The organism is Streptococcus halichoeri (assembly GCF_019774635.1).
Taxonomy (GTDB): Bacteria; Bacillota; Bacilli; order Lactobacillales; family Streptococcaceae; genus Streptococcus; species Streptococcus halichoeri.
The window spans coordinates 690838-713006 of sequence record NZ_CP081502.1 but is presented as its reverse complement, the minus strand read 5'-3'; the positions used below and the strand labels follow the sequence as shown (position 1 = coordinate 713006).

Annotated in this window: 20 protein-coding genes; 6 read left to right on the top strand and 14 right to left on the bottom strand. The window is 39.9% G+C overall.

What is annotated here, in order from left to right:
- Position 1: 1 nt before the first annotated feature.
- Positions 2-439 carry a GNAT family N-acetyltransferase gene (locus K5J94_RS03540; RefSeq protein WP_159564749.1) on the top strand — a complete coding sequence of 146 codons (438 nt, stop codon included), beginning with the start codon at positions 2-4 and terminating at the stop codon, positions 437-439.
- Between the two features lie 224 nt (positions 440-663).
- Here K5J94_RS03540 and K5J94_RS03535 read toward each other — a convergent pair whose 3' ends face one another.
- The gene (locus tag K5J94_RS03535) at positions 664-1590 is read right to left on the bottom strand and encodes a serine hydrolase domain-containing protein (protein ID WP_221913539.1); all 927 of its coding nucleotides are present in this window, start codon (positions 1588-1590) and stop codon (positions 664-666) included.
- Positions 1587-2336, bottom strand: a complete 750-nt coding sequence (locus K5J94_RS03530; protein ID WP_221913537.1) for a CppA N-terminal domain-containing protein — start codon at positions 2334-2336, stop codon at positions 1587-1589. The genes K5J94_RS03535 and K5J94_RS03530 overlap by 4 nt, the downstream gene beginning before the upstream one ends.
- 110 nt (positions 2337-2446) lie before the next feature.
- On the opposite strand from K5J94_RS03530, the gene K5J94_RS03525 reads away from it, so the two are divergent.
- A complete protein-coding gene (locus K5J94_RS03525; RefSeq protein ID WP_159564743.1) occupies positions 2447-3346 on the top strand; it encodes a sodium:solute symporter in 900 nt (299 codons plus the stop codon).
- 201 nt (positions 3347-3547) lie between these two features.
- On the opposite strand, the gene gla is transcribed toward K5J94_RS03525, so the two are convergent.
- The 3 genes from gla to K5J94_RS03510 all read right to left on the bottom strand — a co-directional run bounded on the left by gla (position 3548) and on the right by K5J94_RS03510 (position 6296).
- Positions 3548-4399 carry an aquaglyceroporin Gla gene (gene gla / locus K5J94_RS03520; RefSeq protein ID WP_159564765.1) on the bottom strand — a complete coding sequence of 284 codons (852 nt, stop codon included), beginning with the start codon at positions 4397-4399 and terminating at the stop codon, positions 3548-3550.
- A gap of 218 nt (positions 4400-4617) precedes the next feature.
- Positions 4618-5073, bottom strand: coding sequence for a universal stress protein (locus tag K5J94_RS03515; protein WP_159564740.1), 456 nt, complete (start codon positions 5071-5073; stop codon positions 4618-4620).
- A gap of 23 nt (positions 5074-5096) precedes the next feature.
- Positions 5097-6296, bottom strand: coding sequence for an MFS transporter (locus tag K5J94_RS03510; RefSeq protein WP_221913535.1), 1200 nt, complete (start codon positions 6294-6296; stop codon positions 5097-5099).
- 167 nt (positions 6297-6463) lie between these two features.
- On the opposite strand from K5J94_RS03510, the gene K5J94_RS03505 reads away from it, so the two are divergent.
- A complete protein-coding gene (locus K5J94_RS03505) occupies positions 6464-7123 on the top strand; it encodes a Crp/Fnr family transcriptional regulator (RefSeq protein WP_159564736.1) in 660 nt (219 codons plus the stop codon).
- Between the two features lie 22 nt (positions 7124-7145).
- Complete coding sequence (locus K5J94_RS03500) at positions 7146-9431, top strand: Xaa-Pro dipeptidyl-peptidase (RefSeq protein ID WP_221913533.1); 2286 nt, start codon at positions 7146-7148, stop codon at positions 9429-9431.
- Positions 9432-9583: 152 nt separating this feature from the next.
- Here the strand turns inward: K5J94_RS03500 and K5J94_RS03495 are convergent, their stop codons facing one another.
- The gene (locus tag K5J94_RS03495; RefSeq protein WP_269437392.1) at positions 9584-9799 is read right to left on the bottom strand and encodes a helix-turn-helix domain-containing protein; all 216 of its coding nucleotides are present in this window, start codon (positions 9797-9799) and stop codon (positions 9584-9586) included.
- Positions 9800-9968: 169 nt separating this feature from the next.
- Here K5J94_RS03495 and K5J94_RS03490 point away from each other — a divergent pair, with 169 nt between their 5' ends.
- Positions 9969-10340 carry a helix-turn-helix domain-containing protein gene (locus tag K5J94_RS03490; protein ID WP_159545382.1) on the top strand — a complete coding sequence of 124 codons (372 nt, stop codon included), beginning with the start codon at positions 9969-9971 and terminating at the stop codon, positions 10338-10340.
- A 607-nt stretch (positions 10341-10947) separates the two neighbouring features.
- Here K5J94_RS03490 and K5J94_RS03485 read toward each other — a convergent pair.
- The 7 genes from K5J94_RS03485 to K5J94_RS03460 form a co-directional block, all read right to left on the bottom strand.
- Positions 10948-11763, bottom strand: a complete 816-nt coding sequence (locus tag K5J94_RS03485; RefSeq protein WP_159564732.1) for a metallophosphoesterase family protein — start codon at positions 11761-11763, stop codon at positions 10948-10950.
- Between the two features lies 1 nt (position 11764).
- The gene (locus tag K5J94_RS03480; protein WP_159564730.1) at positions 11765-12850 is read right to left on the bottom strand and encodes an ABC transporter ATP-binding protein; all 1086 of its coding nucleotides are present in this window, start codon (positions 12848-12850) and stop codon (positions 11765-11767) included.
- 8 nt (positions 12851-12858) lie between these two features.
- On the bottom strand, positions 12859-13677 hold the full coding sequence (locus tag K5J94_RS03475; protein WP_221913531.1) for a carbohydrate ABC transporter permease: 819 nt from the start codon (positions 13675-13677) through the stop codon (positions 12859-12861).
- A complete protein-coding gene (locus K5J94_RS03470) occupies positions 13667-14545 on the bottom strand; it encodes a carbohydrate ABC transporter permease (protein ID WP_159564726.1) in 879 nt (292 codons plus the stop codon). The genes K5J94_RS03475 and K5J94_RS03470 overlap by 11 nt, the downstream gene beginning before the upstream one ends.
- A gap of 88 nt (positions 14546-14633) precedes the next feature.
- Positions 14634-15419 carry an extracellular solute-binding protein gene (locus K5J94_RS09510; protein WP_231700373.1) on the bottom strand — a complete coding sequence of 262 codons (786 nt, stop codon included), beginning with the start codon at positions 15417-15419 and terminating at the stop codon, positions 14634-14636.
- Positions 15420-15447: 28 nt separating this feature from the next.
- Entirely contained in the window at positions 15448-15936 is a 489-nt protein-coding gene (locus tag K5J94_RS09505) for an extracellular solute-binding protein (RefSeq protein ID WP_231700372.1), read from the bottom strand.
- Between the two features lie 324 nt (positions 15937-16260).
- Positions 16261-16956: a hypothetical protein gene (locus tag K5J94_RS03460; protein ID WP_159583666.1), complete on the bottom strand. Its 696-nt coding sequence runs from the start codon at positions 16954-16956 to the stop codon at positions 16261-16263.
- 465 nt (positions 16957-17421) lie between these two features.
- Here K5J94_RS03460 and K5J94_RS03455 point away from each other — a divergent pair, with 465 nt between their 5' ends.
- A complete protein-coding gene (locus tag K5J94_RS03455; RefSeq protein WP_159564720.1) occupies positions 17422-18420 on the top strand; it encodes an LPXTG cell wall anchor domain-containing protein in 999 nt (332 codons plus the stop codon).
- 496 nt (positions 18421-18916) lie between these two features.
- Here the strand turns inward: K5J94_RS03455 and K5J94_RS03450 are convergent, their stop codons facing one another.
- Entirely contained in the window at positions 18917-21670 is a 2754-nt protein-coding gene (locus K5J94_RS03450; RefSeq protein WP_221913529.1) for a serum opacification factor, read from the bottom strand.
- Positions 21671-22169 lie beyond the last annotated feature (499 nt).

The window sequence follows — 22169 nt, the reverse complement described above, 5'->3', positions numbered from 1 at the left end:
TATGAAAGTTAAACAAACACGTAATACACTGGCACCAGTCTATCTTGATGCCCTGCGCCTGCGCCAGCAAGTTTTCGTCAAAGAACAAGGCGTTCCCCTAGCACTAGAAATCGATGACCAAGAAGCGCTCTGTCTGCATTTTGTCCTCTACGATGATCTAGATCAACCACTAGCAACCTGCCGGATTCTCCCAGATCCAGAAGGGGAAAAGGTCATACTCCAGCGGTTTGCCGTTGCTAAAGCCTATCGTAGACAGGGATTAGGTCACTACTTGCTGCAAAAGGTGATTGACTATTGCAAAGCGCAAGCTATGAGGCAAATGACGTTACACGCTCAGCTAACGGCACAAGCATTTTATGCCAACTTTGGCTTTTTGCCTCAAGGGGAGCCTTTTTTTGAAGCAGGTATTGAGCATCTTACTATGACAAAAGTCCTCTAAAAGGGGCTGCTAGCATAGCACTCCATCATTTGATTTTAAAAACTGCCATCACACAACAACCAAGCAAAGAGGCTAAAACAAGATCATTTTAAGTTTAGCAAATCTTGAACTTTCACTTCTATAGCTTGAAAAGCTTAAGAAAAAGCACACAAGGTCGTTTTCCACCAATAGGAATCCGCCTTTGTGTGCTTTTGATAATTACGCTTGGTTTTGCCCAGCTACTTTTAAAGCAACGCTTTTGTAATCGCCGCCATCAGCAAGTCACGATCCTTGGCCCATTGCCTACGATCATCGCCATAGTAGGTCCGATTCGTCAAAAAGATAGCTGCCTGACCTGTTTGATTGAGCATGATAAAAGGCCCCGTATAACCAGTATGATCTAGCCATTGCCCCGAAAGTCGCCAAGCAAGTGAACGTGGCCGATCTCCTTGACTATTATAGTCTTGAAAGAGCTGATCCCAAAAAGTAGAAGCTTGGTAGGCCGCGACAAATTTTTCCAAATCCAAAAGAGTCGAAAACAACCCAGCTGAGCCCGTATCTATCCCCAAAACCTTAGCCTTAGGATCATGGACATAACCATCTGATATGCCTTGCACCGTTGGGACTGCTGCTAAACGTGGACCAAAACTGGTCTGGGTCATCCCAAAGGGAGTAAAGATGTTTTGAGCAAAAAGCTGAGCTAAATCCTGCTCAAAAAGGTATTCCAGCATAAAGCCCAGCAGAACAAAATTAACATCAGTATAGTGAAAACTATGGTCACCAGTCACCCGCAACTGATTCATGGCCGCACGTAATTCCTTGGCAGACAAAGTATCCCGATGCAAAATAAAAGGATCCAAGCCAGAAGTATGCGTCAGCAATTGACGAATCGTTACACTAGAATCATGAAAAGCCGGGTAATAAGCCGTCAAGGGCACATCCAGCTCAAGACGTCCCGCAGCATAAAGCTGGATACATAGTGTCCCCACACCAAGAACTTTGGAGACGCTAGCTAAATCATAGAGGGCATCCTTATCCAAGGGCTCTTGGCCATCACGCGTACCAAAAGAATACTCCTGCCAGCGTTGCTGACGAAAAAGGGCTAAATTAGCCCCTGGGTATTTCTTTTGCTGAATGTGCTTCGTGATAAGTGTTATAAGTTCTTGGGTCATTTGACTAACCAAATTTCAATAAGGTTGGGATCAGAAACAACCAAGACCCGCTCCTTCTTATCTAAATAGACCGTAAGCCCTTTGGCTTCAAAATCAGCTTTGACAGCAACCAGGTCGGTTGCTTGAGGAACATTTAATTCTAATATTTCTAAATCCCATGTCATTGTTGGTTCAATGGCCAAATCAGGTCCTTGAGCAGGCACAAAATCCAAAGCAATAGGAAATTGGTCTGCAAAAAGCTTTTGGTAAAAGATCAGACAGGCTTGCTGATCAAGGACATTTAAAGTAATTTGTTCAAAGCTAAAATCATTTAGGCCTTTAAAATCAGGGTCTTGTGTAAACTGAGGAGCATCAACTTCATGTAAGGTTTTAAGATCCTCTTCGGCATGCAGGATAAAACGATCTCCCTCAGGCGATAAGACTTCAATGGCATAGCCCTTGTGGCCTTGGTAAACCGTCCTTGCTAGCTGACGTGTGATTAACTGTTCAATGCCTTTGGTATCACGGGTTTTAATGGTAATAGTATTGACTTTCTTTTTTCCATTTACCGCGCGGGTTCGAAAGGCTGGCGATTCTTCAATGATAAACCGTTCTTTACCATCACCATAAGAGGTGAAAATGGCAATAGCATTTTCTTCAGATACTAGCTTTAAACCTAAGGCCTTTTGGTAGAACTCGATATTTTTTTCTCGATCATTAACACGCAATACCGGGGTATTGAAGACAAGATTTTTTAATAAAGCCATGTTTTCCTCCTAATTCTCTGTTATTATAGCTAATAAATCGCATTTTGACAAGAATTATTGCGTTATAAACAGGATTGACCACTTAAGATTTTTTTTGTAAACTAGATGCTATGAATGAAATGCTCATCTTACGATTAATTCAAGTTTTGCTGATCATGGCAATCCTTTATATCAGTTATACCCTTTATCACCATTTAACCGTGCACAAGATCAATCCTTTTAACCGGTTTATGACCGGTTTTTTGGTTGGTCTTTTGACAGATGCCCTAGATACACTAGGGATAGGTTCCTTTGCTACCACTACGACCCTCTTTAAAGTAACTAAGCTAGTTGATGATGACAGCAAATTGCCCGGAAGTATGACGGCCGCGCATGCCATTCCTGTCCTAGTCCAATCCTTGTGCTTCATTTTTGTAGTTAAAGTGGAAGTGGTGACCCTAGTTAGTATGGCTGCTGCCGCTTTTTTAGGGGCCTTTTGGGGAACAAAAATCACCAAAAATTGGCATACCCCAACAGTCCAAGGAATCCTTGGCGGCCTGCTCATCCTGGCTTCACTAATTATGATTTTTCGCATGGTCTTAAATCCTGGTGCTGATATTAATCACTCTCAGCACGGCTTACACGGCATCTGGCTCTTGGTAGGAATCATCTTTAATTTTACGATTGGTGTTTTAATGACCATGGGGCTTGGTAACTATGCGCCTGAGCTGATTTTCTTCTCACTCATGGGTCTTAGTCCAGCAGTAGCCATGCCTGTAATGATGCTTGATGCCGCCATGATTATGACTGCTTCTAGCCGTCAATTCATCAAAATGGATCGAATTTCTTGGAATGGCTTTGCAGGTATGGTTGTCGGTGGGGTCTTAGGAGTATTACTCGCTGTTTTCTTCTTAACCAACCTTGACATTGACAGCTTAAAAGTATTAGTGGTCATTATTGTTATGTTTACCGGTGCGATGTTGCTGCGCTCTTTTGTCATCTCTAGCCTAGCACAGCAAAAAAATATGTAACCAAAAAACCAGCCCACTCACAACAGCAAGACAAAGCCGCTTAGCACCAGCCTTGAACCTACAGACAAATCATTTAAAAACGCCAAGAAAGCTCATTACAATCAGCTCTTCTTGGCGTTTTTAACTCCTGCCATTAATAGCATCCGCAAAAAAAGGCCCCGCTGGGCCAATTCATAAACTCTTAAAAGCCTGGTGGGCTTCTTAGTGCAGGTAAAGATATTTAAATAAAGCAACAGCAACGATGGCAGCTAAAATTGGCGCAAGGACAGGCACCCAGGCATACCACCATTTCGAATCTGCTTTTGCCTGACCAAGTACTGATTTAGGCAAGAAATGGTGAACAAGCCGTGGTCCAAGGTCACGAGCTGGATTCAAACCAGGACCTGTCGGCCCACCAAGTGAAGCCACTAAAGTCATCACTAAGAAACCTATACCTAAGTGAGCCACTGCTAGTGATCCTGTAACATAAGGTGAAATCTGTGTAGCAGCGGTGGTTTGATCATAACCTGCCTCCACCAACTTACCTACCAGCTCAACACCAAAATAATTCTTCGTCAAGGCCAAAGCCCCAAAGAACAGGACAAATGAGCCAACAAACTCATTTAAAAAGCCATTAAGATAGGATGCTTTGCGGCTAGCTTTGGTTCCATCATCAACTGCTGCAATAGTTGAAAATGATCCCAGAATGTGGTTAGGATTTTCAGTTTTAGCAAAGTAGGGTTGATAGACAGTGACCACCACGATTTGACCAAAAATAGCACCTAACACTTGTGCAATGATATAAGGTAAAACATGCGCCCATGGAAAAAGACCAGATACAGCTAAACCAAGGGTAAATGCTGGGTTAATATGGTTTCCTGATACATTCCCAAACATAAGAGCAGGCATCATCACCCCAAAGCCATAACCTAAAGCAATAATGACCCAGCCAGCTTTGTGGCCTTTTGTACCTTTTAAATCAACATTTGCTACAGCACCATTCCCCAAAATAATCAAAAAGGCTGTCGCAATAAACTCCGTAATGTATTTCACAGTCCAAGTAATTTCAATCAATCCTTGTTCCTCCAATAATTTTTGTGTTAAACACATGTACCATTCTATCAAGGAAGTGACATATAGTAAAGCTTATTAAAAATTAAAATCGCCTTCTCTCAAAAGCACAAGACTCATTTTCACCATAAAAAAGAACGCAACCTGGACTGGTCCCAAAAAGTTGGACGAAAAATCTAACTTTTTGGAGTGGAGTCCAATGCCGCATTTTTTAGTCTGAGCTAGATGGTTTTTGTTTTATCACGAACGACTAGCATATCAACCTTGGCATGGCGCAAAAGGTATTCAGATGTTGAGCCAATGATTAAGCGTTCAAAGGTATTTAGACCTGTTGCTCCTACCATGATTAGATCAACTTCTTCTTTTAGAGGAATATCTTTAGCAAGCAAGGTCTTTGGATTCCCAATTTCAATAATTTTCTTAATATTGATCAATCCTTTTAATTTTGCCTGATTTTCAAAATAAGCCAAAACATCCGCTGACTCTTGCTCTTGGCGGTCAAAGACATAATCACTGACCGCTCCGCCTTCATTTTGATAGGCGTGCACATCAATAATATGCGTCAAAAGTAAACACGCCTGATTTCTTAGTGCCACATTGATAGCTTTTTCTACGGCCAGTTCCGATTCATAAGAACCATCAATGGCGACCATGATCCGTTGATAATGTTGGGTCATCCTTAGCCTCCTTTATAAATCATTTAGACTGTTACGTCTGAATGTGCGTTTGTTTTTAAAAAATACATTAAAGTACATATTACCGGAATCACTGCTGCTAAGCAAAAGAGATAGCGAAATGATGTTACACCTGTTCCAAGAAAAGCATCCTTAATCAAACCAAGAATGTAAGGTCCAGCCCCTAAACCAAGATCAAGACCAATCATATAGGTTGACATGGCTGTGTTAAAACGGTGCTCTTCAACTCCTCTGATAGAAGCTGCTTGACCACAAGACATAAAGGTTCCATAGCCAAAGCCAATTAAGGCGCCAGATAACAGGTAAGTAAAGCCATCTACAGCACTGCCTAGGAGAACAAGCCCACCAGCTAGGAAGAGATAAGATGGGTAAAGGACCCATTTTTCCCCTTTAGCATCCATTAAACGCCCCATTGCAGGTCGCGTCACAGTAATGACTAAGGCATAGACAATAAAGAAATAGGCTCCGACACTGGTTAATTGAATTTGTGTGGTGTAAAGTTTTTGAAAACCTAGCACTGATGCATAGGCAATCCCCATCATAAAGGCAATCGCAGTGATAAATAATGCCTTTTTTTCGATAAAACTATCAACTGTCCAGGATTTGGTCTTAGCTAATTGCTCTTGATTTAGCACGATATTGCGGACAGGGAAGATAAAGGCTCCCAAAACCACAATAGCAATCAATAGACTACATAAGACAATGACCATTTTAAAATTAATATGGAGATTATCCAACATAAAAGTCCCAACAAAGGGCCCAATGGCTGCCGCTAAACTGGTGGATAATCCATAAAAATTAATCCCTTCTCCGCGTTTTTGTGCTGGAATATAAGCAGTTACGATGGTGTTCGTTGCCGTTGAGACCACTCCGTAACCAAAGCCATTTAAAAACCGAACCAAATACATAATGCCAATACTTGGCATAAAAAAATAAGCCAAAGTTGTCAAAAGGTAAAAAATAGCACCCCCTCGCAAGACTAATTGACGCCCAAAAACTTCGAGCTGTTTGCCAAAAATCAAACGTGCAAGCAAAGTCCCTAAAATATAGATGCCTGTAGCTAGACCGGCCTGACTAGTACTAGCCCCTAATTCCTTGGTCGCAATAAAAGCAATGATAACAGTAAAGAGGTAATACACCATGTAAACAATAAAGTTTAAGAGGGTAATGGCAACAAAATGTTTGTTAAATAGTTTTTCTTCCACTGAAATAAGAACTCCCTTTTCAATTTTATTTTCATTTTTATTTTCAAAAACATTTTACAAAAATTTGAGAAGTTCCGATATTTCAATGGTATAATAGATGTGCTAGTATCAGATCACGTTAGCAAATGTTAAGCAGGTCTGCTAAATCGAAACATTGGGAGAAGAGAGTGAATCATCAGATTTTACAAGATTACATCAACAGACACGACTTTCCAATTATTGAAAAAGCCTATCATAAATATTTAACATTTGAAAGCCTAGAAGAAGATTACACCTATATTCTCAAAGATGGGATTGTCAAACAAAGTGTCCTCTCTAAATACGGGACGGAATTTAATTTACGCTATGTCACTGGCTTAGAGATTACTTCGATTCTCAATACGCATTATTCCCAAAACATGGGTGAGCCATATAATGTGCGCATTGAATCGCAGACAGCCCATTTTTATAAGGTGCGGCGGGCCCAATTTCTAAACGATATTGAGCATGATTTGGAGCTCCAAGGCTATGTTAAAGATTTTTACCATAGTCGACTGGAAAAATCTATGAAAAAAATGCAATGCATGTTAACCAATGGACGGATCGGAGCCATTGCTACCCAACTCTATGATCTCAGCAAGATGTTTGGCGAACAAAAAAGCAATGGTGATATTTATATCAATTTTGTGATTACCAACGAAGACCTGGGCAAATTCTGTGGGATTTCCGCTGCCAGTAGCGTCAGCCGGATTTTAAAGCAATTAAAAAATGATAAGGTCATCCGCATTGATAAACAGCACATTATCATCACCAATAGTGAAAAATTAATGGATTATATTGTTTTTTAAGCACATCAGAAAAGGAGTTGCCATGCGCTATAATCAATTCAGTTTCATTCCAACACCAACTCAAAATGCCCTAGAAGAATTACATCAACTAGGTTTTTTGCTAGACCAAGATAAGAGTGACAAGGAAAATGTCGAGATTTTTATCCGCCGGACTTTGTTTCAACAAGCTGATAGCAACTATGGACTCAGTCTACTAGTGGCTGATGCACAGACTGATGCTCTTAGCTTTTTTCAATCGCAAGCTGACTTGACCAGTGAACACTGGCAATACCTAGCCTTACAATTACTAGGCTTTGTCCCCTTTGTTGACTTTACCGATGCCGGAGCTTTTTGCCAAAGCATTCAATTTCCGATTGATTTTCAAAGTGGTTACGTCATTTTAAACCTCTATCAGCTCTTAGCAACACGAACGAAAAATGGGATGACTTTGGTAGATGACTTAGTCAGTCAAGGCTTGCTGCTGGCTGATAATACTTATCATTTCTTTAATGGCAAAGCACTTGCCACGTTTGATACGAGCCAGTTAATCCGTGAAGTTGTCTATGTGGAAGCCCCCCTTGATACCGACCAAGATGGCCAGCGCGATCTCGTGAAAACTCTGATTATTCGCCCTAAAACGTCTGAACCGATCCCTACAGTCATGACCGCCAGTCCCTATCATCAGGGAATTAATGAGGTTGCCAATGATAAAAAGCTACACCAGATGACAGGAAAGCTAACGGTTAAAACGCCACAAAGCATCCAGGTAACCACCCGCGCCTTTGAAACGCTCGCTGCGCACATAGTGGACTTGCCAAGCGGCCAAAGCCAAGAAAGCTTTAGCCATATTGACTCTTATAGTCTAAATGATTACTTTTTGGCGCGTGGCTTTGCTAATATTTACGTAGCAGGTATTGGAACAGCTGGCTCTACTGGCTTTATGACTAGCGGTGACTATGCCCAAGTGGAAAGTTTTAAGGCGGTCATTGATTGGCTCAATGGGCGTGCTATCGCTTATAGTAGCCCTGCTAAAAAGCAATTGGTCAAAGCCGACTGGGCATCTGGCAAGGTTGTTACTACCGGCAAATCCTATCTAGGCACCATGTCAAATGGGCTAGCAACTACCGGTGTTGAAGGATTAGAAGTGATCATTGCCGAGTCGGCTATCTCTAGTTGGTATGACTATTACCGCGAAAATGGTCTCGTTTGCAGTCCCGGCGGCTATCCTGGTGAAGATCTAGATGTCTTGACCGAATTAACCTACTCCCGTAATCTGCTGGCAGGTGATTATTTACGCCATAATAAGTGGTATCAACAGGAATTAGCCAAGCAAAGTCAGGCCCTTGATCGCGCAAGCGGTGACTATAATCAATTCTGGCATGACCGCAACTATCTGCCATTTGCCAATAAGGTGCGCTGCGAGGTAGTCTTTACGCATGGCCTTCAGGACTGGAATGTCAAGCCAAGCCAGGTCTATCACATGTTCCATGCTCTGCCATCTTCCATCAAAAAACACCTCTTTGTCCATCACGGCGAACACGTCTACATGCACAATTGGCAATCTATTGACTTTCGCGAGTCAATGAATGCTTTGCTTTGTCAAAAATTATTGAATCAAAGCAACCACTTTAGCTTGCCTGAGGTTATCTGGCAGGCTAATGATCATGAACAAAGTTGGAAAGTTCTTCCGACCTTTGGTGGAGACAGCCAAGTTAAAATGGCTCTTGGTCAAGAGGTGGTAAGCCTGGCTAATCACTATCCAGATAGCAAGAGGTTTGAGGCCTATTGTCAAGATTTTAAAACCTTTAAGCAGGACTTATTTGCACAGCGTACACCACAAGTCCGCGTTCCTTTACAGTTAACACAAGACTTACTGGTAAATGGCCAAGTCAGCCTAAGCTTACGGCTAAAATCAAGCCACAACTTTGGCCTCTTATCTGCCCAATTGCTCGAAATGGGACACAAGAAGCGATTCAAGGATATTCCTTCTATTATTGCTCATCAGGCTCTTGATAATGGGCAACATTTCCAAAGAGAGGCCCTTAAAGAATTGCCGCGAGTGGTAACACCTTACCAGGTCATCACCAAAGGCTTTATGAACCTGCAAAATCGATTCGACCTACTCACCGTTGAAAGCGTTGAGCCAAACCAATGGATGACACTCACACTGCATTTACAGCCTAGTATTTATCAGCTTAAAGCAGGCGACCAAGTTGATTTAATTTTGTATACGACTGATTTTGAGCATACGATCCGTGATAATCAAGACTATAGCCTGACAATTGACCTTGGTCAGTCTTATATTCAGTTCCCTACCTTAGAGCCCTAGGATAAGCCTGGCAGCTCAGCTATGCTATTAGTGCTTAAAAGGCTGCTCGTTAGAGCCGTTAAGAAACGAAAAAAGCCTGCTCAATGCTGGGACGACCTTAAGCCATGGATGGTCACTATTCCCAAGAGAGCAGGTTCTTTTGCTTAATAGTTTCACTTCAATAAAACCGAAATGTCATCTAAAAAAATATCATCAACAGAAACCGATAAGGCCTCAGTGATGGCTCTTAGCTTTTCATATTTGGCACGACGTAGTAAATTAATATCTTTTTCATACCTCGCAATCGTTCTGATCGAAACCCCACTACGATCTGCTAATTGTTCCTGGGTCATGCGACGAGCCTGACGTAATTCTTTCAATGGTGACAAAACCCTTAACACCTCCTTGATTAAATTATTATGTTATTACCATTATAAACTTCGGTTTTTATGAAGTCAATTGTTTTGTGGTTCCTTTTTATTCAATTCTTATAATCAAACTTCATTTTTTAGGCGTTTTATGATATGATAAGGTTCATATCATAATGAGGAGGCTAATATGCGTCAAAGTCCCAATTATTTTGCTAGCAACCTAAAGTACCTTAGATTAAAGGCACAAATGGAACAATTAGAACTTGCTAAGAAAATCGGTCGCAAAAGTGCTTCATCAATCAGTGAATGGGAAAAGGGGAAATATACTCCTAAATCCGACCTCTTGAGAGAAATTGCAATTGTCTTTGATGTCACTCTGAGTGCTTTGATGGAAACCGATTTACGTCAGGGCGTTACTTATGAAACCAATCACCGCGATCTGGATAATTTAGCAATGATTTCTGAAAAGCTGACCCCAGATAATTACAACCAACTCCTTCAATATGGCCAGCAACTCCTAGATGATCAAACACCCAACAATTCAAAGAAAAATAAGTAAGATTACTCTATCACCCTTTTTTTCTGTACTTGCTTATTGCCTATAGCCACAAGTAGCTAGTAATGGCTCGCGCACACCCATTTTTAGGCACTGTCAGACAGATTCTAATGCAGCCTTTGTATCTAAGCATAAGGTCAAGGCGAGACATACAGTCCTATGCACCGCAGCAAGTCTTGCAGGATGTGCTAACACAGCTGCGCCTTTAGCGAATTACTACGTACTACTTCAAAAATACCCAAGGAGCTTTTATTGCTTGACGACATGAGCTATCAACTTCGATTGAAGAAAAAAGTCCATTGTGACCTTTTTCTTCAATCTTTTTTACTATCTCGCTGAAAATAAAAAACTCCCAGAATACTGTCATGTCAACAGTTCTAAGAGTAGTGACCTGGTCTAGCCACAGCATTCGCTACTAAAAATTGGTGCCTTAGAGGATTTATCTTCGTAACTTAATTTCATTAAAAACACCCCAATCGTTAGATTTATGATATGTACCCTTTTTACTGGTCTAATCCAGTGTAAGGGGGACATATCAATTGCCTAACTTTTGGGGTGCGGTTCAGATGCAGACTCTGTCTTTTTCTTGTGCTATTGACTTGCTTGTTTTTTAGTAGGACTTAAAAATATGATTATCAAATGGTTTGGATAATTGACCTAGTAATTTTTGTTCGGGACTGACCAAATGTCCATAGACATAAACTTGCTCGCCTTCTAAGACAATCTCATTATAACCCGTCCGATTGGAAAAAATTGATTCATCTGGAAATTCATCTGTGCCAAAAGCCATTGATTCAGCCATAATTTGAGGGATGCCCTGATAAGTCGCCATACTGCCCATATGAATATGCCCTACAAAAATAGCCTTAATATCACTTGCAGCGATAATCTGATCAAAGTCAGCCGGACGACTAGTAGCAATCGTTTTATCTTCCCACATTAATGGATGGTGTAACAAAACAATAGAGCCTTTTTCGCTTGGTTTAGCCAAGGCATGTTTTAACTGCTCTAATTGTTCTTGACTTATATACCCTTCATGATCGCTATCTTGGGCACTATCTAAACTGATAATGCGTAAGCCCTCAAATTCAGCAACATTAAAATAAGTCAGACTGGCATTAAGGGGAATTTCCATCCCTTCAAAAAATGCTTGGCGTTGATCGTGATTACCCCGACAAAAGAAATAAGGAAGCTCTCCCATATAGTCTTTCCAAATGGTTCGCAATAAGGCATAATCTTCTGCTTGTCCTTCATGAGTTAAATCTCCAGTAATTAAGGCAAAATCATAGTCTTTGGGATTAAGACTGCTTAACAAAAAGCGAAGATTATCGGTTGGGTTAAAAGTGTCTGAAAAAAGATTATCAGTGAACCAGTCAGAATGATAATCACGACGAATATGAGTATCCGATAAATGTAAAAACTTCATGTTAAACCTCCTCAGGGTAGCCTAAGTTAAGTGTTGTTTCAGCATCAAAAAAGTGCAGCTTGTCTTGGGAAAAGTTAATGCCCACCTGCTCGCCAATGGTAAATGCCTTACTATCATGTAAGACAATAATGTCTTCTTGACCAATAGTAACCGTGTAAGCAAAATGTTGACCAAGTAATTCACTGTATTTTATTGTCCCCTTTAAGATACCACCCCCTTTGTCTAAATGGAGGTGTTCTGGACGAATACCAACATACATATATTCTTTATCAACTAAATGACGGCTCCAGGCACGAGAGAGCCCCACTTTCTGCTCATTATCATTAATATAGAGATTGCCTTTTTCTTGCTGTCCTTTTAGGATAGACATGCCAGGCGATCCAATAAAGGTTGCTGTAAATAAATTGGCTGGTCTAGCATAAACCATTTCAGGCTTATCAACCATCTGAATTGCCCCGTTATTAAGTACAACAATGCGGTCGGCCAAGGTCATAGCTTCCATTTGGTCATGGGTAACATAAATAAAGGTTTGTCTGTACTTCTCATGTAACTTAACCAGTTCTTTTCTAGCGTCTAATCGCAAACGAACATCCAAATTAGACAAAGGTTCATCCAAAAGAAAATAGTCTGATTTTTTAACAATAGCTCTCGCAAGGGCCACACGTTGGCGTTGACCACCTGATAATTCCTTAGGGTAACGATCTTTATAAGAACTTAATTCCAAAATGTCTAATGCTTCTGTCAGACGCTCTTGAATCACTTCTTTTTTGACCTTATTAGCTTTTAAAGCAAAGCTAATATTTTCCCCAACAGTCATGTGAGGATAGAGAGCGTAATTTTGAAAAACCATGGCGACATTTCGTTCACCACATTCTAGGTGATTAGCTAGCTTGCCCCCCATATAAAGCTCCCCAGAAGTAATGCTTTCTAGACCAGCAATCATACGTAATAAGGTTGATTTTCCAGAACCAGAAGGCCCTAAAAGAACGAGGCGCTCACCTGCTTCAATTTTTAAATTGATATTCTTTAAAACAGCTGTTGTTCCATACGCTTTATAAAGTGCTGATAATCTGATATTTTTTCCCATAATAATTCCTATTTAATTCCTGATGAAATAAAAGTTGAAATAATATATTTTTGAAAACAAATATACAATAGTAGAGGAACGAGCATACTCATCAAGCTAATAGCCATCGCCATGGTAAAATTGGTCCCTCCTTCTGAACTGATATACATTTGCATGGCTAATGGTAAGGTAAATTGTTTGACCGACTTTAAGATCAAGACTGGCCAGACAAATTCATTCCAAGATGTGATAAAAAACCAAATCCCTGTTGATGTCAGCGAATGCTTAATAAGTGGAAAAACAATTCCCAGCATAATCTTCTTTTGAGAAATATGATCTAAATGAGCTGCTTCTATCAAGCTCCTTGGAATACCCCGCATGGTCTGCGTTAATAAAAAGATCCCCATGGCATCAGCGATTTGTGGTAAAATAACACCCCAAGATGTATCCAGCAGGCCTAGCTTTGATATCATCAAATAATTGGGAATCATAGTCACTGTAAATGGAATGAACAGGGTTGAAATCATAAAGATATATAAGAGGCGTTGCCCCTTAACCTTAAAATAAACAAAAGCATAAGCTGCAAAGAAGGCTAGTACTAATTTTAATAAGGTAATGGCCGTAGCAATAAAGAAAGTATTCCAAGTAATACTGATTAAGGGTAAACTATCAAATAATTTTTGAAAGTTCTCTAAGGTAAAAGGATTAGGAATAAGCGATAATACAGTATGATAGGCAACTTTCAGTGGTTTAAAAGCATTTGCTACTATGAATGAGATGGGATAGAGAACAACCAAACAAATGCCCAACATGAAAAGATGATAGACAAATTTAGATTTAGTTTTCATAAAAGACCTTACTTTCAATATATTTAAAGGTTAAAAGCAATAAAACCGCAAACAAGACTAAAGTCATCATTGAAATAGCCGAGGATTCGCCTATTGTATACAGTTCAAAAGCTTTCTGATAGGAATGATAAATCAAATTTGAGCTAGCATAATGTGGACCCCCCTTGGTAATAATTTTGATAGGAGTAAACACATACTGTAATCCTTGCACAATCGTAATAATTAAAATATAGATACCTGTGGCGCTTGAGATGGGCATGATAATTTTAATGAACAGTGTCCAAGCTGGTATCTTATCCAACTTAGCAGAATCAATAATCTCACGGTCAATCCCCATGATAGCAGAATATAATACAATAAAGTTATAACCAAAGACCTTCCATGAGGTCATAAGTGCGATAACAGCAATAACCCAGCCATTAAGATTACTCCAGATTGGCATTCTAATGCCAAAGACTCTTAAAATAATGGCTACCGGACCCGATATGGGATTTAATAGCCAGGTAAACACCATAGATACCACTACCAAAGAAACAACAGCTGGGACAAAGAAGAGTCCTGTATAAAACTTTTTCCACTTCTTAATCATCACATCCATGACATAGGCAACGATATAAGGCAAAAAGCAAGAAAAAAGGACAAATATTAGCAGATAAAAGAAGGTGTTGATAGCAATTTTATGAAAAATAGGGTCAGATAAAACCTTGATATAATTTTTCAAACCAACAAATTCTTTATGAGATGAAACTAGATTCCACTTAAAGAAGCTTAAATAGAAGGTGTTAACTAAAGGGTAAAATACAAAAACTCCTAAAAAAAGCAGAGAAGGGAATAAAAAGACATAACCCATATACTGTTTCTTAAACATAACATCTCCTTAACAAGAGAGGTTGAGCTTATTGGTTCAACCTCTTTTTATCTTATTTAACTGTATCAATCATCATGAATTATCATGATTAATTAATCAACGCGTTGATATCAGTTTGAGTTTTCTTCAGGGTATCAGCAACATTAGCACCCCCTAAGATTTGGTCACGCATTTCGATCATCTTTTGTTCTGCTTCAAGACCCGATTCACCTGGGAAGGACGTCCAACTTACCATACTATCCATTTGTTCAATGGCTGGTGTCATCATCTGGTTTTTTTGTAAAAATTGCTTCAAACCCTTCTCAGAGTCAGCCACATCTTTGCGTGGCGGAACATAACCCGTTCCTTCGGTCCACTTAGCCATGGATTCAACCCTGTAGAGATATTTAATAAAATCCCAGGTTGCTGCTTTTTTAGCTTTTTTCTTTGCAGTAATCGCTAACATAGCACCACCAGCCGGTAATTTTACTTTCTTACCCTTCCACGATGGCGATTTTACAGCCGTAACATCAAAACTGGCATTGGTTTGCACATTGTTTCTTTGAGCAATAGTTGTGTATAACATGGCTACTTTGCCATCAATGAAACTTTGAATTCCTTGTTCCCATGTGGTGTGAAGAGCCGTTTTATCTTTGACTACCATATCTTGATAAAGTTGGTAAGCTTCTTTGCCATTTTTACTATTAAAGCTTGCCTTTCCTTTTGACATGATTTTGGCACCGTTACTTTCTAAAAGGCCTTGTTGAGCCCATGAGTCTGCTGGTTCTTGAATATAAAGACCATAATTTCCTGTCTTTTCTTGAACCACTTTTGAATATTTTTTAACTTCTTCCCAGGTCTTTGGTCCATTTTCATCCAAACCAGCTTTTTTCAAAAGGTCTTTATTAAGGTAAAGAACTGGATTACTGATAGAATACGGAATTCCTATAGCCTTTCTTATTCTTAGACAAATTCATAATATTAGGTAAGAAATGATCTTTAAAGTAAGAAGCATGATCAGGATCAACTGATTTGACTAATTTTTCCGGATCTGTGTAATCAAAGTTTTCAGAAAAATAATCTTTAAAAGCCCAGCCAACTTGAACAATATCTGGAGCTTTACCTGATGAAACTTCTGCTTGAAGATTTTGCATCAAACCCTTATACATATCAGGATTATATTTAGCAACTACTTTGACCTTATTTTGCGATTTATTATAGTTATCAACTAACTCTTTAACTGTTTTTCCACCCTGTGTTTCAGCATTAACATGCCAATATTCAATAGTAACTCTTTTACCAGTATTAGAGGTTTTAGCCTCAATACGTTTGTTACCAAAGGAAATAAGGGATAGAGTGGCTACTGCAAGTACCATAGAACAAAAAAACGTTTTAGACTTTCTCTTTTCCATTTACAAACTCGCTTTCTATTTCTCCTAAATTCGTTATCACTTACATTTACACCTCCATTATACAAAGGAAGTGTAAAGAGTTTTTAAGATTTCAATAAAGTTTCTGTAAAGTTTATGTAAAGAGGTCTATAACGTCTATCTTAAAATGGGTACGGTAAAAGAGAAAAAAGGCCTGAGCCAATTTTAATGTCCTAAATATTGTGAAAGTGGATTGAAAGACCCAAGAAAAACTAGAGTCACAGCAAGCTTGTTTGTAGTCTAGGCTCTAAGCAAATAAAAAGAGGCCTTGTCTGATTCCAGCAGAGCTAAACCAACGATTGCCAATCATCCCTGGTAATAGTGCTTTTCAATGTAAGCCGACAGCCATTTATAAGTAGCAAATAAAAGCAGTAAAATCAAGGCATAGAGCCAAAAGGCAATTGTGATTTCTCCAAACTCCAACAAACGATAAGCAAAAGGGAGACTAGCCACAAACACCACAAATAAGAAGCCATCAATCACTAAGCGTCGCTTGTTAGCTCCTTTAGTACCCGCGTAGCTAAAATGTATCAAGGTATTAACCAACCGTACCGAGAGCAAGCCCAGTACTACAAGACTTAAAAAATCTACCGTACTAAGATGCACCACTGGCCAACTGGCTTGCTTCCAGACTAGCCATGTCCCTAGTGACGCCAACACATCACGGATAAAATAAATCAGCAAAAAAATCAAGACCACCAACACGCTTGTCTGCAAGCGTTCTAAACGCTGTTCTTTGACCGATTGTTGCGGCATCTGAGCAATAGCCCTATCCATAAAAGCTCGCGGATTAGACCCAATCACCTCATCTAAGTGCGCCCCTTTTTCTTGCCCATCCAGCAACAAACGCGTCACTTCTTCACGAACCACTTCTTGATTATAGGCATTAATCTTAGCTCCTCTCAAATAGATAATCATATCCGTATGGGTCTTTGCATAATTAGCCTTAAGTTGCTTTTCTAAAACATTATTGGCCCTTTGGAGCTCTTTAAGCTTGGTCATAATAGTCTCTCCTTATCCATAGTTTAGCTAAAGCATAGCAAAGCTAATACCAATTTCTCCTAGCTGTAGCCAGCTATCACAAGACTAGCTAGGATTGACCGCCTCTTCGCATAGTGCTACAAAAACAAGCTTACAACTCACCGTGAATTCCTACTGGCTTAGATAAGCCCAATAAGCATATAGGCACAACTCCCCTCACAATAAGATTTTTAAGCCAGCCTTGGCTATTTAGGAGTAGGTGACAGATGGCGCTGGTCGGTTAGCTACTATTCGTCATTATAAAAAGCTAGATGAACTGGTAGCTTTAGCAAGCTAACTCTGTCTCTATTGTAAAGCAGAAGCAAAGAACTTGTCAAAGTCTTATGCTGAAATCTGGCTCTTGCCTATTGACAAAGTTCTCAGGAGGTGTTATTCTTAAATATAATTAACCGGTTAAGTATTTTCACCCCAATAGAAGGAGAAGAAATGAATCACAAAACATTAACCCTAATGAATATCATGGCTGTTAGTACACTAGGCCTTGCCTTAGCTGGTAGACCAAGCCCTGTTAAAGCTCATGAGCTAACACCAAGTGCACTGACAAGTCCTAGCAAACAAGGTTTTAGCTACACTGCCACTGTATTAGCACAAGATGGTAAAACACTCTCTGGTAGACAAGTTACCTTGACCGATATTACCAATGGGGCTGGTGGTCGTCAAATTAGTGTAACTACTAATACTAATGGACAAGCCACCTTTACCAACCTGGAGTTGGCACGAAATTATAGCGTCGCAGTTGATGGCATCAATCAAGGTTACACCGTTCGTACCGACCAAGCCGGAGCACAGCTTCAAGCAAGTTTCTACGCTACAGCCAAAAACGGCGAAGCAGCGCCAAGTTACAGTAAAACACCCCTAACTGTTACGGTTTACAATGAAGAAGGCGAAGCTGTTCCTGGACAAAGCGTTACCTTAAAAAATAAACTAGGCCAAGTAGTCAAAACGCTCACTTCTGACCAAAATGGTAAAGCCGTCTTTTCAGAAGGCCTTCTTGAAGGAAGCTTTTACGACATCACGGTTAATAACCTAGCCTATGTTGCCCATGCTATGCCTGGCGAAGATCGCTCTTACTATCTAAAATCAGAAGAAATAAAGCCCGCACCTACTCCTCAAAACAAGAACCAGGCAGCAGATAAAACAGCCACTGATACCAACCATCACAACCAAGCAGCCACTGATAAAGAGCTGCCACAACCTCCAAAAGACAACTCCAAAAACACGAACAAAGCTGCTAACCAGTCCGCTAACAAACAAACTCCAACAGAACCAGCTACAAACATACTCGCAGCTGACACTCATGCTAAAAGCAAAACCAGCTTACCAGGTACAGGTGATCATAACACCAGCCTCCTAGCTTGGTTAGGAGCAATCAGCCTAGCAGTCTTAGGATTAGGCTTAGTAGCCACTAAAAGAGTCAAAAAATAAACTATCTTAACCTTAATGCCCCCGGACATTAAGGTTTTTTTGATGTAACTATTTAGAAAAGAAGGCTTAGCTGGCAGTAAGGGAACGTTTTAAAGAGGACGTCCAACTACCAGTAAGAGATGACCAAAAAGGCTAACGATGAGGACTTTGAGATGACACTAAAAAGAGAGCTCGTCAATGATGCCAATTTCGCAACCATTGAGCAAGCTCAACTTAAAATCTGTAAATAAGATTGAAGCCTATTACCCTAGACGACTCCAGTCTGACTTAGCATATTAGTTACAGGTAAAGTCTGAAAAAATAGTCACTGATTACCTTAACTTTGTATCCGCTTTTTCTTGACAGATTCAATCGTTAGACTTTATGTCTAACTTTTGGGATGCTGTTCACTTTTTAGGGGCATTATAAGCAGATTCTCTTTATTAATCAGCTTTAAGCTCCCCTTCAGAATTGATAAGTTGCCTCTTTAAAAAGATACTCCATTAAGGAGTACCATTTAATCCTTTTCCTCTTCTTTGTGTTTACGAGACAGCAAACCAGCTGCACTAATAATGGCTAGCGCTCCAACACTAAAGAAAGCATAGTGACTGTCATTTGTTTCTGGCAAGAAATCTCCCGTAGGCAGATCTGCAAGCTTATCACTGACTTGAGGTATGGTCTGCAAGCCTGGTTTAGAAGGTTGTTCTTCTTTAACCTCTTTAGAGTTATCTTCTCCTTTACCTCCCGGTTTAGGAACGTGACTGTCTTCAATCGTTGTTAATTCTTCGATAGGTGCATGTCCTGACTGACCAGGCTGAGTATCTTCACTCCATTCTATAACGTCCGCTTGTCCTCCAGTGAGAAGTTCCATTCTTTCTGGTTGGGTATCTTCTGTCATATCTATGGTTACTTCTGGGGTATAGTGACCTGATTGACCAGTACCACTGTCATATGCTGTGTCTTCTGTAATATCAATCACATGACCTCCGACAAGTGTATCTGCTTCTTCGGATGTCGTGTCTTCCTCAATGGTGATCTGGATATCAGGTGAGTAGCTGCCAGATTGACCAGGCAAGTGATGAATCGTGTCTTCTGTGACATCAATACTGTCACTATTTCCAGTATGTGGTGCTTCAGGAATAATAACCTCACCATCCACATCTGGGACAGGAACCACTGCTTGCCGATAGCTTAAGGAGACATCTCCAAGTTTAGAATCAGTACCTTTTTTATTATTAATTTTATAACTTAACGTATTTGTGATTATTTTCTCGGTTATGGGCTCTTCAGGTGTAGATGCCGATAGAGCACGTGTCTGTCGCTTTTTGTCAGCAGCTTCTTTAGCTTCTTTGAATTTATCCTTATTGACCCTAACCCTATAAGTTAGCGTTAAAGGAGTCTCCTCATCAAATGCTTTTTGTAGCTCCTCTTTAGTCAGTGTCCAAGTAAGACTGGCATTACTACTTGAGGAAAGCCAGCCGCTTCCACCAGTTGTAGAAGTTACAGTTCCCACTACTGACTTTTCTTTACCATCGGATGCGGCCTGTTTCCATGAATTGTCTTCAAGTGAAACCTTGTCAGTAAACTCGTCCTTAATCGTTAGTTCTGTCAGTATGTCTTTGAATTTCTCCTTCTCCTCCATAGTCGCTAGGAACGTTTTATCTTTAGACATCTCTTTAAGATACTTTTCAAATTTTGCAGAGTCTGAAGATTGTTTTTTGTTAGTTTTATCTTTATTGGCTTGCAGTTTTGTAGTATCAAAAGAATAAAAAATAACGCCCTCTTTTTCAGCCATCTTAGCTTCTGCCTGGGCAGAGAGATTGTGGTTATAGTAGATATACTCACGCTTATAGAAAATATAATCAATGGCTTTCATAAAAGCTTGAACCTGAAAGTCTTGGTAACTCTTATCCAATGACAAAGTGCTCAGAAGGCTCCTAAACCAAGAATTAGAACTACCTTCCATTAACTTTTTGTTTACTTTTTCAACAAGTGCCTTAAGCTGATTTTCTATAGCAGGTCGCATGGGCACTTCCTTGACTTTTCTCTCTGAAAAGCTCAGATGGTGATACCCCTCACCCACCTGTTTATCATAATTAAATTTATCTTGTGATAGATCACCTGACTTGTATTCATTAAGAGTAAGATATTTGGTTAAAGAACCTCCTCCAACTAAGAGCCCTGCAAGAGAAGATCCCACTTCTGCGACTTTTAGCTTGTTTTCAAGTTCTTTAAACTCCTCCATACCAAGCTTCTCCGCCACTTGTACCAGGTACTTCACATCGTCAATTATATCGGCTTCTTTATTACTACTATCAAAAATTGGTAGCCAAGTAAAGAGTGGATTAGTGGTAGCAATCGATTTGTCCTTAATACTTGACATTTTGGATTTGTCTTTAATATCATAACTTAAAGTTGCCTCACCTTGAGAGAAAAGCACAATATGCTGGCGCTTACCATTTTGCTTTTCCCTATCAAAAATTTCTCGTGCCTTGTGAATGGCCCCTTGTAGATCAACACCCCAATCCCAGTCATCCTTAGCTGCTTTCCAAATCTTCTGTAATTCAGACTCGACAGTTTCTGCCTTTAATTCTACTGGTTTATTTACTTTACGATAAAAATTAATTAAGCGAACAGAATTGCGGTTGTTATGATTTAATCCTTTAGAATTTGAGTTTGCAACTGCTGTTGGGCCAGTCAAGTTCTTAACAAGCTTTGTGATATTTTCCTTGGCAACTTTAAAATTGTCCTCAGACATCTTTTGCGAAGTGTCCAAAAGTACAATAACATCGGCCCCTTCGTCAATCTGCTTTGGTGTTACTGTCAAAGTGACATCTAAAGTCCCATTCTTATTGTCGGTCACTTCACGTGAAACTTCTGCAATCGCGCGCTCTTTATCATCACGATGTGAAATTAGTTTTTTGTTTCCATCTTTACCATCAGCATCTTTACCATCAGTAAGTGTAAGACTTGCCTCTTTATTCTCAATGGTGTACGTTTCCACCATCTGTGTTTGCAGCTCTGCCTTAGCTGACGGTTGACTAGTTGCTGTAGTTGAATTCGCAGCGCTCGAAGCGCTCTGTGGCTGCGGAGACTGTGTCCGAGGCTGCGGTTGCGGAGACTGTGTCCGAGGCTGCGGTTGCGGAGGTTGTGCCTGTGGCTGCGACTGAGGCTGAGGTTCCTCTGCTAATGACTGCTGTGATTCTGCTGGTGGTTGCGGCTGCTGCCCCCCCCCCGGATTTTCATTTCCTAAAACTGCCGTACTCGTCATCAGTAGCGTCCCGACTGATACGAGTCCAACAGACATTTTTGTCAGTTTATACTTGCAATGTGACATACTTCTTTATAATCCCCTTATATCTTTATTCTTAATAATTATATTATAAAGGAATTTCTTATTTTTTAAAGGTCTTCTCTTAGATTTAAACTAATAAAGAAGCCTCTCTGTAAAGAAAAGATTGACGCTTACAGTAGCGACTTATCTCCACAGTTACTCGCTTTCTTAGCGGATAATACACTCTCGTAACCCCTAAAAAAATAATATTAGTCATAACTCTATTTCTGATCATAAACTGATCTTAAGCCGATTCTATGACCTTGTTTATATATATATATATATAATGAGTCCGATTCAGGATCACTATGTGGTTTTGAGAAAAAATATAAAATGGAGTATCGCTTATGTTATTTAAAAAACATTCAACCATAATGATGAGCCTTTTTTCATGCAGACAAAAAGTCCCATATGACTTATCATGAAAAGCGACAAA